We start from the raw sequence: 14,074 nt of genomic DNA on the forward strand, positions 1-14,074 counted from the left end.
ACAAGATGTGACATCGCCTTCGCACTGGGCTTCACGCAGAATTTATTGTAGGATGAAATAAGAATGAAACGTAAGGAGCGTCCAGAAAGATGAGGAATGAATTTTTTTCGTATAATCCGAGACTGGGCATCCACCTTCCCGTTATGCTGAAGGAATGGCCGATGTATTCTCCCGAGGAACAGGAAGTGATCCTTCTTGAGTGGGAGCGCGTCCGTGGAACAATTCCAGACCGAATCAGGGATATTGACGGGGAGATCGAGCGCCTGCAGGAGGAACTGGCTGCGGAAGATGACTTTGACCGGTCCTGCATAATCAACAATGAAATTTCTGAACGGGCCTCGGAAATCAATGACCTATGGCTCTGGTACCGGACCAATCCGGAAAAAACAAAAAGGGGAACGATGTGATGACCACATCATTCCCCTTTTTGTTTATTGTTCATTTTTCTTATCGCGCAGGTAGCGGTACTGATAATACTTTTCCGCAAAATCAGTGATCTTTCTCGAAAGCTGATAATTGGATCCCGCTCCGATGGCAATACTGACAAGTGGCAGACCCGACCACTTCTTCCCTTTGAACATCGTAATCGCCATCGCTTTCAGCGCCTGCTTCATGGATCCTTCCAGCCACGTGTAATCCGTCAGCTGCTCCGATCCATCGTAGAAGTAATTGGAATCCTTCTTGTTCAGATCCTCCATCAGATCCTCCCACGCAAGGGCCCGAAGTCTTGCCGGCAGGGTGGCCGCATGAAACACCTTCAATGACGTCATCATTTCGAACGGCGTCTGAACATCGAATCCGTACGTGATGGCGATGAGCTGCACCGACCGGAGATTGATGACAAGCATGGCCGGCAGGTCCGAACCAAGAGCCACCAAGCCGCCGGTCCCCGTCACTCCGCCTTGGAGAAGGGAGTAGATGCGGTGACGTCCCGCGTGCTGTTCCGCTATGTAATGAAGCTGATCAATCGTAAGATAATGCAGATCCTCCACCGTCTGAATATCCTGATTAAACGCCCGCGCCGTCACAAGGATACGCTCACGTGCATCATTCTGCATCTGTGAACCTTGTATCAGAGAGTGCATATGAAACAACCAGCCATCGAGACGCTGGAAAAATTGCTCCTGCATATCTTCAGGAATCGATTCAAACGCGTAATCCAACCATTTCACATATGTATGCTCCAAATCATTCGCTTCGTATTCATATAACTCTTCTCTCCACGTCTTGATTGACTGCCATACCTGCTTATCCCGTTCTGACCAGTTCACTTCTCCCCACTCCTTACATTCGTTGAATTAGGTATAGTATATCACATGTGGAACTGGGAGTTCGATTGAGTGGTGGGAATAGTCTGAAATTTTGAAGGGGAGGATTTTTCATTTATTATTTATTTGTTCTCCACCTCTCCTAATTCTTTTGCTGGTCGTAACCTTAAGTTATTCTTTAAAGAACCTTAAATCAAACTTAAATTTAAAAAATTCGATTTAAACTTAAAAACAAGGGTGGTAAATTAATACAAGTAACCGGTTATAAATACTTACTGTTTAAGGGAAGGTATTTCGAAAGGAAGTAATTGAAATGATATCTGGTTTATTAGGGGCACTATATGCCATTCTATTTGTATTTACTGTCTCTGTCATAATAGGAAAACTTTCAAGTTTGGCTAATGAAAAGAACCAAAATGAATACTATCTATTCTATAAATCCCTTTTTCTTATCGGGTGTTCTTTAGTTGTTATATTAATTAACACTAAGTATTTCCTATTGGACGCAGTAGCTAAAGCCGGACTTACAATTGCCGCTTTATTAATCGTTGTGTTGCCCATATTGATTATTTCCAAAGAAAAGAATAAGCCACTATATAAAAAACTTTCAAACTTGATCAATAAGTTCATTTAATTGACTCAAATTGCTAATAAAAGAAAGAGCGACAGTGCCCCCCCTCGGGAGTTACTGTCGCTCTTTCTAATTTATTATATATTAGCCGATATTCCCTTTTTCCACAACATCACGAGCAATCATCACTTCTTCATTCGTAGGAATGATCATGACTTTTACAGGTGAATGCGGGTAGTTGACGAATGCTTCTTTTCCACGTACTTTGTTGCGGGCAGGATCCCAGTATACGCCCATGAATTCCAAGCCTTGAAGGACTTTTTCACGGATCAGTGTACTGTTTTCACCGATACCTGCTGTGAAGACGATCGCGTCTACACCGTACATGCGGGATGCATACGAACCGATGTATTTATGGATACGGTTGGCGAACACTTCAAGAGCCAATTCCGCACGCTCGTTACCTTCTGAAGCCTGCTGCTCGATGTCACGAAGGTCACTTGAGAACCCGGATACACCAAGCATACCGGACTTCTTGTTCAGGATATTCAATACTTCATCAGCTGTTGATCCCGTTTTCTCCATGATGAACGGGATAAGAGCCGGGTCGATATTACCTGAACGAGTTCCCATGGCAACACCCGCTAGTGGTGTGAAGCCCATGGATGTATCGATAGACTTTCCGCCTTCGATGGCCGCGATACTCGCACCGTTACCTAAGTGACAAGAGATTAGGCGCACTTGCTCTTCCGGACGGCCAAGCATTTCAGCTGCACGCTGGGATACATACTTATGGGACGTACCGTGGAAACCATATTTACGGATTCCGAAATCTTCGTAGTACTCATAAGGAAGGCTGTATAAGAATGAGCTCTCAGGCATGGATTGGTGGAACGCCGTATCAAATACTGCAACCGCAGGAACATTAGGCAACACGCTTTGGAACGCCTTGATTCCCGTTAAGTTTGCAGGGTTATGAAGTGGAGCCAAATCAGATAGCTCTTCGATTTTCGTAATCACTTCGTCTGTGATCAGAACGGACTCATTGAAGATCTCCCCGCCGTGTACGACACGGTGACCGATCCCTTCAATTTCATCAAGTGAATTGATGATACCAAAGCCTGTCAGCTTTTCAAGCAGCATTTTAACGGCTACTTCATGGTTCGGGATATCCGTTACTTCTTCACGTTTTTCATCGTTCACTGTTATATTGAAAACCGCATCGTTTAATCCGATACGTTCAATGAGACCTTTTGTAATAACCGTTTCTTCAGGCATATCAAAAAGCTGAAACTTTAATGAAGAGCTTCCAGCATTAATTGCAATCACTTTTTTTGCCACGTTGTATCGCTCCTTTTGTTTTCGATCTATCGACTCTACCTTTATTCTGTTCATTGAATCGTTTTTTATCTCTCAATTCCCCATTAAATCACTGACTCCACCCTATTTCAAGAAAAAGCTTGAAATGACATCGTTTTCATGGTAAATTAAATATTTTCACAAAAATGTGAATACTATTTGAAGGAACGGTGGATAGATTGAAACTTCGGTTGATAAACTTAAAAAACGATTGGGAAACTCCTCACTCCCTGCATACCCAGAACACCCCTTCAATAAAACGCAAAAAAAAGACCGCCCAAAGGCAGTCTTTTATTTATTCTGTACCAACCACTGATCGATCTTCGACAGGATGTCCTGAAGGGCTCTTTGATTCGAAAGGCTTGGCAGTTGCGCAAGCAGTACCTCTTTAGGAGGCTTGATTCCTGTCTTTTTCTTCTGAAGGATCAGGATGCTTTTCGCCGAGTTTTTATTTTTGAACAGTGAAAGCGGCAGCTGCAGGAAGCCCTGGATGTCGGCTTTCTCTTTCAGATAACCTTGCAGCTGTGCGCTGTGCGGTGATTCGAAGAGTCCGTTCGGCACGATGAAGAACAGGTATCCTCCGTCCTTCGTATGCCTTAGGCTTTGTTCAATGAACAGATGGTGAGCATATGAATGGCCCTCTTCCGCTTTCAGTTCATAATCCTGGGCGCGCAGGTCGTTCGGATAATAGCCGATTGGCAGGTCGCAAAGGACAAGATCGACGGGATCGATGAACAACGGCTCTAATGAATCCTGGTTAAAGAGTTGCAATGGATGTTTCTGAAGATCGGCTCCCACATACGCAAGCTTGATCAGCACCTCGTCAATTTCGACCCCTATGGACTCGGTCTCTTTCCCAGGCATTTGATTTAACACCGTCGTTAAAAGGTTCCCTGTTCCGATCGCCGGATCAAGGACGGTCAGCTTATTCATATCTGCCGTAAATTTATTCACCAGGTAGCTGATGAATAACCCAAGTGAGTCCGGCGTCATTTGATGATTCGGCTGCACGTTCTCTTTCATCCCTTTTAAAATCGCGAATTGAAAGGCTTTACGGATATTTTCATTCTCAAGTTGAGAAAGGTTTACTTCATCGTACTTTTTATTGAGACGCTTCTTGGTCAGTTCATTGACTTCTTCCTGAAGGACATCCCCTTGAAACAGGTTTTCCCCTGTTTCGGCCACGGCTTCTAAATAACTGCAGGCGAGTTCCTCTTGCAGCAACGTAGCCGTTTCGTCGATTATTCCAAATAGTGATTCGACTGGCGAATTAATCATCGGCATTCATTCCTTTATCTCATTTTCATTCATCTATTTTACCTTTGTCAAAGACGTTTGTAAAAAAAACAATGCTGACCACGGATAAGTCAGGTCAGCATGTCTTAAAGATTATTCTGGTTGGGTCAGGATTACTTCGCGTTTTTCACTGCTTCAACGGCAGCGTCATAATCCGGGTGGTCAGTCGCTTCGCTCACATATTCCACATACGTTACTTCATCATTGCTGTCTACAACGAACACAGCACGTGCTAGAAGACGAAGTTCCTGGATGTGAACGCCGAATGCTTCTCCGAAAGAAAGATCGCGGTGATCAGAAAGCGTTTGGACATTCTCGATTCCGTTCGCTCCACACCAGCGCTTTTGTGCGAATGGAAGGTCAACTGAAACCGTCAATACTTCTACATTATCAAATTTCGTAGCTTCTTCATTGAATTTACGCGTCTGTGCATCACAAACACCGGTATCGATGGAAGGAACGACACTGATTAAACGCACCTTGCCTTTGGAATCATTCAGTGTGACTTCTGATAGATCATTAGCTAATACTGTGAAGTTGGGAGCTTTGTCGCCTACTTTTACCTCATTACCTAATAAAGTGACAGGGTTGTTCTTAAACGTGATATTTGCCATGATTTGTTCCTCCTCTATAATTGGTATGTACACTTTTCATACTACAGAAAAAGGGAGGGGGAAAGCAAATCATAGGGGTCCTTCCCGAAAAAAAAAGATGAGCCCACTCTTGACGAGTAAGCTCATTAACCATTATAGATCCAGCTTTTGATTGTGGTTGCCCTGACTGCTGTTGTCCTGCTTATTGTCATCCTTTTTCATCATGCCCTGAATCTTCTCAATGGCACCCGGAGCCAGGTCCAGCAGTCGATCGATCAGGTGAGTGCTTTCATCTAAATGAAGCATCTTGATTCCTTTCGAGCTGACGATCAGGAATGCGATTGGCGTAATGGAGACCCCGCCCCCGCTACCTCCGCCAAACGGCTGCTGCTTAGGGGATGACTTGTCACTTCCGCCATCTCCGCCTTTGCCGCTATCATCTTTACCCTTACTGTCGATGATGAATTCACTCCCACCTGCAGCAAATCCAAAGCCTACTTTTGAAACGGTCAGGATGACGCTTCCATCGGGTGTTTCAACGGGATCACCGATGATTGTATTCACGTCGATCATTTCTTTTAAATTTTCCATTGCCGTGGTCATCAGACCTTCAATCGGATGTTCTGACATGTGAAGACCTCCTAGTTAAACTGAATGTTTTTCTCCAGAAATGGTGGAAAGGGGCTTTGTCTTAAACCTGGCCCGGCCGCCTCTCCAGTACCGAAGTATCTTGAAACCTACTAGGATAGCATTCCCTATGCGAAACTGGATAATACATGAAAATTGAGTTTGAATCACCGCATGCTGAAATGTCGGGGTCACCTCAATGACCGGCATGGATTGAAGGCGCACGTACCCGCTCAGGATGCCGATGATGCTCCCTTTCATTCCCCAGATCGTTCCAGTCAACGTCCCCGTTGATGCTGCATCCCCAGTTCCGAAAAAGGTCTTCCACTGTACTTGATCCAATTTCACTTTTTTTAGAAACCCCCTGATGATCCGGTGCATGGACTGGACGTGAATGACGACCTCTTTCGTATCATTTAAGCTCGCAATAAAATCATGAGGCGTGATCTTCTTTTTTGAAGCCTTTTCCTTAGAAGGATTGCTTTCATTTCCTTTCTTCGTCTCCTGCTCGACTACGACATTCGGGCCGTCATCATCTAGCTTTACCAGTGGAATATCGATGGTATATTTGATCAAACCAAACCACGCCCTCAGCTTCACCTTGAAATGATCATTGTCATTCCCATGGTATAAGGAAATCGTGACGGTCAGCTTCGTGATGATTGCAATAAATAATAGAAATATAATAAGTGCCGCAATAATAATTAACGTCCAGATCCACCAGCTCATAAATTCACACCCTTCAACCTCTTATTATGGCCTTTGCGGGGGAAAATAAACTTGGGGAGGTGGAAATTGCGGTGAAAAATGGGGCTGACGGCCAAGTCTGGGGGTTGATTGCGTCATTTTCGTTCGTGATTGCGTCGTTTTTTGATTAATTGCGTCATTTCGTCCCATGATTGCGTCATTATTTCATTAATTGCGTCATTCCACCACGTAATTGCGTCATTTACCACAAAAAGGAAATAAACCATTAAAAAAACAAACCCGCCACATCAGCAGGTTTGCTTCTCTTCCTCACACAGCCGGAGTAAATTCCAGCTTCTTCTTTTCCTGAACCACCGTCGTGTCCGCAAACAGATCATGGATCCCCTGTTTCTTATTCGTAAACGCCACCACCACATATAAAATAAAGATGGTCGTGGAGATGAACCGGCCGATCAGTTCCCTGAACAGAATGGTTCCCCATGATGGTTTCGTTCCATTCAGCTCAATGACCCGGATGCCGAATACCATTTTTCCGATTGTCTGGCTGAAGTATTTCGTCATCAAAACGAAATACCCATAGAACACGATGCTCGTCAAAATGGAGATCGGTGCAAACATCGAACCGTCGGATAAAGAGATGTCCAGCAGTCTGAAAATCGGATTTACGATCAGCCGCGTGATGCTTCCGATGACGATCAAGTCCACAAGATAGGCCCAGAATCGTATCCAGAACCCCGCCAGGTAATAACCGTCTCGGGGAATTCTACCTGAATAGTCAGGTGAAGTCGACTGGACTTCGATATGTTCACGCGTTTCATTTTGCTCAAAGCTTTCACTCACGTCATTCACCTTCCTTATTCAGAGTATAGATACATCAATCGCGGGGAACCAGGATTTGAGAGGAGCTTCATCAGTGCTGCCGCTTCCATATCCTGACCCATCATTTTTCTTGCACCCATACTGAAGAATTCAGAGAAAGGGTCACCTGCTGTGTATTCAAATACTTGTGCATCTTTTAATTTATAATCCTTCTTCATCGCGGCGATGGTATCTTCCACATAACCGAATTCATCGATCAGGTTGACTTCCTTCGCCTGGATCCCATCGTACACACGTCCGTCTGCGATCTTCTTGACATCCGCTTCCGACATATCACGGCCTTTCGCAATGACATCGACGAAGCCTTCATAGGAATTGTCGATCATGGATTGAATGATCTTCCGTTCTTCATCCGTCATTTTTCGGGTCGGACTCATAATATCTTTATACGGTCCACTCTTGATCGTGACAAAATCGACTCCATATTTCTCAGCAAGTTCCGAGTAGTTGATGCTGTGCATGATGACCCCGAGTGAACCCGTGAGCGTTTCTTTGCTGGCGAAGATTTTTGTAGCCGGTGCTGATATGTAGTAGCCTCCGGATGCCGCCGTACCGCCCATCGATACATAGATCGGCTTCTTCGTTTTTTCCATGATTTCCACCAGTTTCGAGTGGATCTGTGCACTTTCCACTACACCGCCGCCTGGAGAATTCACTTTTAAAATGATCCCTTTGACTGATTTGTCTTTTTCAACGGCATCAAGCTTATCCATAAAGAGCTCGTGGTTATAGCCCGGGCTTTCGAATAAGGAACTTGCACCACCCGTATCCTGGATGACACCTTCCACTTCAAGGACCGCGATCCGTTTATTCGCATTTCCTTCATCGATGATTTCTTCGGAGAATGGATTGTCCGTCCCTCCGAACATGTCTTCAAATGCTTGATTAACATCACTTGTCACAGCAGAGGTCGCAAAGTTGACGATTACCGAAACAAAGAATAATGCGCCAGCGATTCCTAATGCCGTCCACCTTTTTGCATTCATCTGTATATTCCTCCCTCGTTTACCCTATCTTATGTAAGGATATGAATATCATTCTCATGGGGAAACATGATAGAATATTCACTAAGTTAGATTCTAGCAAAATTTTATGTAAATGGGAAAAATTATCTTTTATCCTGGGAGGTACATACGATGAATAACCGTCGAAATATCTTTTTCTATGCCCTTCATCAAGAAGGAATGCAGGCCAAACTTGATCAATTATATGAACTGGCAAGGCGGTATGATTTCAATATAGTAGAATCTTCGAAGAACGCAAATATCATCGTCAGCATCGGAGGCGACGGAACATTCCTTCAGGCCGTCCGGCAAACCGGCTTCAGGGAGGACTGCCTGTATGCAGGTATTTCAACCGGCGGCACGCTCAGCATGTACTGTGACTTCCATATCGATGACACATCCAAGATGATCGAAGCCATGACAACCGAGCAGATCGAAGTACGTAAATACCCGACCATCGAAGTGACCGTCGACAACCAGACGTCCTTTCACTGCCTGAATGAATTCAGCATCCGCTCCGGCATCATCAAAACCTTCGTCATGGACGTCTTCATCGACGACAAACATTTTGAAACGTTCAGAGGCGACGGCATGATCTTCGCCACTCCGACGGGAAGCACCGCTTATAACAAATCCGTCAATGGAGCCGTCGTCGATCCGATGCTTCCTTGTATCCAGGTGAGCGAAATGGCTTCCTTGAATAATAACCGCTATCGTACCCTGGGGTCATCCTTTATTGTGAGCGGACAGCGCCGCCTGGTCCTGAAGATCGTCCAGGACGGAAACGATTATCCGGCGATGGGAATGGATAATGAAGCATTAAGCATTCAGCATGTGGAAAAAGTTGAAGCCAAGTTAAGTGATAAAGTAATCAAAACGGTGAAATTGAAGGATAATTCGTTCTGGGAGAAAGTGAAACGGTCGTTTTTGTAGGGTGAACTGACGTGATTGGTTGCGAGTCTTTAACCAATTAACTCATTGCTCCAACCTCTTGCCACATCACTCACAAATCTCATACAAAAAACGCTCCAGGTATCCACACCTGGAGCGTTTTCAATTACGCTGACAATCTCGCCTCTCTTCTCCGCTTCCTCGCATACTGCACTCGCGAAGCCGTAAAGATTGTCAATGCCAGCCAAATGAACATAAACGAAATGAGATGGGTCGTCGAAAACTCTTCATGATACATCCATATGCCGAGGATCAACGTGATCGTCGGGGCAATGTATTGCAAAAATCCGACCATATACAAAGGAATCTGCTGCGCACCTTTTGAGAAGAACAGCAACGGAATCGCGGTCGCCGCACCTGCTCCCATAAGTAAGAGGTCCGTCCCTCCCGATACATGGAACAGAGAAAGGGTTCCTTCTTTGTACATGTAGGCAAGGTAAATCAGGGATACGGGTGCGATGGTCATCGTTTCGAGTGTGAGTCCGATGGATGATTCGACTTGGATGAGTTTTTTGGCCAGGCCGTATAGTCCGAATGAGAAGGCGAGACCGATGGCGATCCAGGGGAATTCCCCATAGGAAATCGTCAGGATCAGCACTCCGATGGCAGCTAACCCGAAGGATACCATTTGAGCCTTCGACAGGCTTTCTTTTAAAATAAACACGCCCAATAATACGCTGACCAGCGGATTAATATAATAGCCGAGGCTTGCTTCCACCATCTGATTGGTATTCACAGCCCAAATGTAAATAAACCAGTTTGTGCTGATCAGGATTGAAGCGAGCAGCAAGGCGAACAGCTGCTTCTTTTTGGTCAGAGATGTTTTTAAATAGTTGGTAAAATCCTTCCAACGCCTGCTGACGAACAGGAATAGAAGCATGAACCAGAAGGACCAGAAAATGCGGTTGGCCAGTATCTCATCCGCTGATACATGATTGAGCCATTTCCAGTAGATCGGAAGAATTCCCCAAAGAAAATAGGAAAAGGCCGTATACAGAATCCCGGCTTGATCTTGCTTCATAAAAAACACCCCCAAAACTATTTCTATTTCCGAAATATCTCCATTATATCGGTGAAAGGTTTTGGGGGCAATGATTATTTATTTTTTATAGACAATGGTTTCGTCCACGATGGTCATATCGACGACTTTACCGAGTAATTGGTCTTCCTCGACAGTGAATGGATCGATGTCCAATACGGTGAAATCGGCCGTATAGCCTTCAGAGATCACTCCTCTATCGTCTTCATGGTGACAGGCATAGGCGCTGCCCTTTGTAAAAAGGGAGATTGCCTCATACATCGTAAGCTTCTCTTCTGGACGATACTCCGTTTTCCCAGGATCAAGAGGGTTGGTGCGGGTGACCGCCGCATGAATCCCCCAAAGCGGGTTGATCGGCTCGATCGGTGCATCCGATCCACCTGCACAAGGAATGCCTTCCTCAAGGAGCGTTTTCCAGGCATAGTTGTATGTCATGTTTTCCTCACCCAATCGGTCGATCACCCAAGGGAAATCCGACGCCACGAATCTCGGTTGAATATCCAGGATAAGGGGCAGTCCTTTGATTTTATCAATCAATTCTTTGCGAAGGATCTGGGCGTGGATGAGACGGTCGCGTCTTCCGTGAACGGAAGGTTCCTCCAGGACCGCATCGACGACATTTTCAAAAGCCTGATCCCCGATCGTATGGACCGCTATCGGCAGTTCATACTTCCTTGCCTTTTTCACCAGTTCCTGAAGTCTTTCATTGGTGTGGATGCTGACCCCGCTCGTGCTTGGATCATCGGCGTACGGGTAGCTGAGTAACGCCGTTCTGCCTCCTAACGCTCCGTCAGCGAAGATTTTCATGGCACCGAATTCAATGAATTCATTTCCTCCAAGGAAATGATGCCCCTCTTCCTTCCAATCTTCAATGACTGCATGGTGGACAAGAAGGTGAGCCCTGAATTTCTTTTTGCCTACATTAATTGTCTCCAGGAACGCATCATACGTTTTCTTGAAGTTTCCATAATAGCTTAAATCCTCTGTGTGGCCCCCGACCAGTCCATGCTCCCAGCAGCTTTCGATCCCTTTTGTCAGGGCTTCAACGAGGTACTCGGATGAGATGGAAGGCAGGGCGTCGATCATGAGGTCCTGTGCCTTATCCTTCAGTAATCCATTGAGAGATCCATCATCGTCCTTTTCAATCAAACCACCTGGAGGATTCGGTGTGTGTTCATCGATTCCTGCATTTCTCAATGCCAATGAATTGACGACCATGGCATGTCGGCAAATCCGTTTCAATAGGACGGGATGATGGGGGACGACAGCGTCGATTTCCTGCTTCGTCAGGACGGCTGCATCACTCCAAAGATTCTCATTCCAGCCTTCACCGATGACCCATTTCCCTTCTTCCAGACCGCCGGCTTTTTCCTTGATTGCATCGAGCACTTCCCGTTTACTATTCATACTGGAAAGATCCAGCCTCATCAGTGTTTCACCGTGACCGATCAGATGCATGTGACTATCCACAAACCCCGGGAACATCACCTTCTGCTCCAAATCCACCACAGAATCTACCGTAAACTCCTGCTCCAATTGTTCAGATGTGCCCAGGCCCTTGATCAGACCGTTCTCTGTAAATACTGCTTCCACTTGATGACCTTCATGCTGCAATGTATAGATGATTCCGTTTCTCCATAAAGTACCCATGATGCATTTCCTTCTTTCATAAAAGTCTATTTCTCAAATGTATCATATTATAGAAAAATTCTGAAATGGAAAAACCATAAAAAAATAGAGAGCCTTATAGGCTCCCTATCGGGTGATCAGTTTTTCACTGAATTCAATTCTTTTTGTCTAAGCTCGATTCTTCTGATCTTTCCTGATGTCGTTTTCGGCAGTTCCTTTACAAATTCAATCTTACGCGGATATTTGTAAGGAGCCGTCAGTTCTTTCACATGCTGCTGTAGGGCAGGAATCAGTTCCGGATCAGCCTGATCCACATCTTCCCGCAGTACAACGAATGCCTTTACGATCAATCCCCTGACCTCATCAGGGCTTCCTACAACGGCACATTCCTGAACGGATGGATGTTTGACAAGTGCATCCTCTACTTCAAAAGGTCCAATTGTGTAACCGGAGCTGATGATGATGTCATCCCCGCGGCCTTCGAACCAGAAGTAGCCGTCTTCATCCTTCTTGGCTTTGTCTCCTGTAATATAGTAATCTCCCCTGAACTGCATGGCTGTGCGCTCAGGATCTTTATAATAATTTTTGAAGAGGGCAGGGGTTTCAACGTGAACCGCGATGTCTCCCACTTCTCCTACTTCACATGGATAGCCTTCGTCGTTGATGATTTCGACCCTGTTTCCAGGTGTCGGTTTCCCCATGGATCCCGGTTTCAGTTCCATACCTTTCATGATTCCGACGAGAAGTGTGTTTTCCGTCTGTCCGTAGCCGTCGCGGACTTCGATCTCGAAGTGTCTCTTAAACGCATCGATGACTTCCCTGTTCAACGGCTCTCCTGCCGATACGGCGCTGTGCAGATGATCAAGCTTATATGTTCCCAGGTTATCGACTTTGGCCATCAGGCGATACTCTGTCGGCGTACAGCATAACACGTTGACATGATTATCCTGAAGCATCTGCAGATATTTATTGGGATCGAACTTCCCTTGGTATACAAGACCGGTAGCTCCTGATCCCAGCACAGACAGGAACGGACTCCAAATCCACTTTTGCCACCCTGGACCTGCCGTCGCCCAAACCGTGTCACCCTCTTCGATGCATAACCATTCACGAGCGGCTGTTTTCAGGTGAGCATAGGCCCATCCATGTGTGTGGACAACCCCTTTCGGATTTCCCGTCGTCCCTGAAGTGTAAGATAAGAACGCCATGTCATCCCTTTTCGTATCAGCGAATGCAAGTTCTTCAGATGCACCTTTCATCTCTTCTTGTATGGCTATCCAGCCCTCATGCTTTTCACCGACGACGAACTTCTGGAGATTTTCCATCCCCCTCACGTTTTCAAACTGCTCCACAAATGGAGAGTAGGCTACGATCCCTTTCACATCCCCATGATCGATGCGGTATTCAAGATCTTTCGTCCGCAGCATTTCAGAGCTCGGTATCACCACTAATCCTGATTTAAGGGCCGCAAGATAGACGGCGTACGCCTCTATCAGACGTGGAACCATGACAAGGATGACATCTCCCTTTACTAGACCCGCCCCGTAGAAAACGTTTCCAATTTTATTTACATCTTTCAATAATTGCGAATATGTAATGTCTTCTTTCTTTCCTTCTTCATTTTCCCATTTGATGGCAAGCTTGTCTTGATCACTTGCAAACTTCTCTACTTCCTCTACCAAATTGTACTTTTCCGGTGCAATCAATTCTTCCCTTTTCACATCTGACTCCCCCTTGTTTGTCGGTACTACTTCTCTATTATACAAAATAATTTAAATTTTTTAAATTATTTGGCTATATCTGATTACCGTCAATATGTGAGGTTTTTCGACAAAAGGATTGTCAATGAGGTAAGGAGATGACCTGGAAATGGGGTTTCCTCTTCTCCATAACAAATAGAAAAGGAGCGGGGAAACCCGCTCCTTTGTAGCCATTGTATTTAATTATTTTGAGTATCCGCCACCGATTTGTTGTTCAGCCATTTGAACTAAACGTTTAGTGATTTCACCACCTACAGAACCGTTAGCGCGTGCTGTTGCATCTGGACCAAGTTGAACTCCGAATTCAGAAGCGATTTCGTATTTCATTTGGTCGATTGCTTGTTGAGCTCCTGGAGCTACTAATTGATTTGAACTGTTGTTTGCCATGTG

General features: G+C 45.3%; 15 protein-coding genes. 3 read left to right on the forward strand and 12 right to left on the reverse strand.

The genetic code is table 11. The annotated features are described in order from the left end of the window. The first annotated feature begins 89 nt into the window (after window positions 1–89). On the forward strand, window positions 90–407 hold the full coding sequence (locus tag SLH55_RS16015) for a hypothetical protein (RefSeq protein WP_219166500.1): 318 nt from the start codon (window positions 90–92) through the stop codon (window positions 405–407). A 24-nt stretch (window positions 408–431) separates the two neighbouring features. Here SLH55_RS16015 and SLH55_RS16020 read toward each other — a convergent pair whose 3' ends face one another. After that, a complete protein-coding gene (locus SLH55_RS16020; protein WP_219166499.1) occupies window positions 432–1,271 on the reverse strand; it encodes an EcsC family protein in 840 nt (279 codons plus the stop codon). Between the two features lie 310 nt (window positions 1,272–1,581). On the opposite strand from SLH55_RS16020, the gene SLH55_RS16025 reads away from it, so the two are divergent. Continuing rightward, window positions 1,582–1,902: a hypothetical protein gene (locus SLH55_RS16025; RefSeq protein ID WP_219166498.1), complete on the forward strand. Its 321-nt coding sequence runs from the start codon at window positions 1,582–1,584 to the stop codon at window positions 1,900–1,902. 81 nt (window positions 1,903–1,983) lie between these two features. Here the strand turns inward: SLH55_RS16025 and SLH55_RS16030 are convergent, their stop codons facing one another. The 7 genes from SLH55_RS16030 to sppA all read right to left on the reverse strand — a co-directional run bounded on the left by SLH55_RS16030 (window position 1,984) and on the right by sppA (window position 8,287). After that, window positions 1,984–3,180 carry an acetate kinase gene (locus SLH55_RS16030; protein WP_308807549.1) on the reverse strand — a complete coding sequence of 399 codons (1,197 nt, stop codon included), beginning with the start codon at window positions 3,178–3,180 and terminating at the stop codon, window positions 1,984–1,986. Window positions 3,181–3,489: 309 nt separating this feature from the next. Then, entirely contained in the window at window positions 3,490–4,473 is a 984-nt protein-coding gene (locus SLH55_RS16035) for a class I SAM-dependent methyltransferase (RefSeq protein WP_374939759.1), read from the reverse strand. A 134-nt stretch (window positions 4,474–4,607) separates the two neighbouring features. Further along, window positions 4,608–5,108, reverse strand: coding sequence for a thiol peroxidase (tpx, locus tag SLH55_RS16040; RefSeq protein WP_219166495.1), 501 nt, complete (start codon window positions 5,106–5,108; stop codon window positions 4,608–4,610). Window positions 5,109–5,240: 132 nt separating this feature from the next. Continuing rightward, window positions 5,241–5,717, reverse strand: a complete 477-nt coding sequence (ytfJ, locus tag SLH55_RS16045; protein WP_219166494.1) for a GerW family sporulation protein — start codon at window positions 5,715–5,717, stop codon at window positions 5,241–5,243. A 15-nt stretch (window positions 5,718–5,732) separates the two neighbouring features. Next, on the reverse strand, window positions 5,733–6,443 hold the full coding sequence (locus tag SLH55_RS16050) for a DUF2953 domain-containing protein (protein WP_219166493.1): 711 nt from the start codon (window positions 6,441–6,443) through the stop codon (window positions 5,733–5,735). 288 nt (window positions 6,444–6,731) lie between these two features. Then, entirely contained in the window at window positions 6,732–7,271 is a 540-nt protein-coding gene (locus SLH55_RS16055) for an RDD family protein (protein WP_219166492.1), read from the reverse strand. Between the two features lie 5 nt (window positions 7,272–7,276). Beyond that, window positions 7,277–8,287 (reverse strand): signal peptide peptidase SppA, encoded by a 1,011-nt coding sequence (sppA, locus tag SLH55_RS16060; RefSeq protein ID WP_219166491.1) that lies wholly within the window; start codon window positions 8,285–8,287, stop codon window positions 7,277–7,279. A 150-nt stretch (window positions 8,288–8,437) separates the two neighbouring features. On the opposite strand from sppA, the gene SLH55_RS16065 reads away from it, so the two are divergent. Then, window positions 8,438–9,238: an NAD kinase gene (locus SLH55_RS16065; protein ID WP_034756196.1), complete on the forward strand. Its 801-nt coding sequence runs from the start codon at window positions 8,438–8,440 to the stop codon at window positions 9,236–9,238. A gap of 124 nt (window positions 9,239–9,362) precedes the next feature. On the opposite strand, the gene rarD is transcribed toward SLH55_RS16065, so the two are convergent. From rarD to SLH55_RS16085, 4 genes are all read right to left on the reverse strand, one after another. Continuing rightward, the gene (rarD, locus tag SLH55_RS16070; RefSeq protein WP_219166489.1) at window positions 9,363–10,277 is read right to left on the reverse strand and encodes an EamA family transporter RarD; all 915 of its coding nucleotides are present in this window, start codon (window positions 10,275–10,277) and stop codon (window positions 9,363–9,365) included. 78 nt (window positions 10,278–10,355) lie between these two features. Then, complete coding sequence (locus SLH55_RS16075) at window positions 10,356–11,945, reverse strand: amidohydrolase (RefSeq protein ID WP_320323971.1); 1,590 nt, start codon at window positions 11,943–11,945, stop codon at window positions 10,356–10,358. Window positions 11,946–12,061: 116 nt separating this feature from the next. Continuing rightward, window positions 12,062–13,645, reverse strand: a complete 1,584-nt coding sequence (gene mbcS, locus SLH55_RS16080; RefSeq protein ID WP_320323972.1) for an acyl-CoA synthetase MbcS — start codon at window positions 13,643–13,645, stop codon at window positions 12,062–12,064. Between the two features lie 222 nt (window positions 13,646–13,867). Further along, window positions 13,868–14,071, reverse strand: a complete 204-nt coding sequence (locus tag SLH55_RS16085) for an alpha/beta-type small acid-soluble spore protein (protein ID WP_034765764.1) — start codon at window positions 14,069–14,071, stop codon at window positions 13,868–13,870. Between the last annotated feature and the right edge of the window lie 3 nt (window positions 14,072–14,074).

The sequence above is a fragment of the Rossellomorea sp. YZS02 genome (genome assembly GCF_033963925.1).
Lineage (GTDB): Bacteria > Bacillota > Bacilli > Bacillales > Bacillaceae_B > Rossellomorea.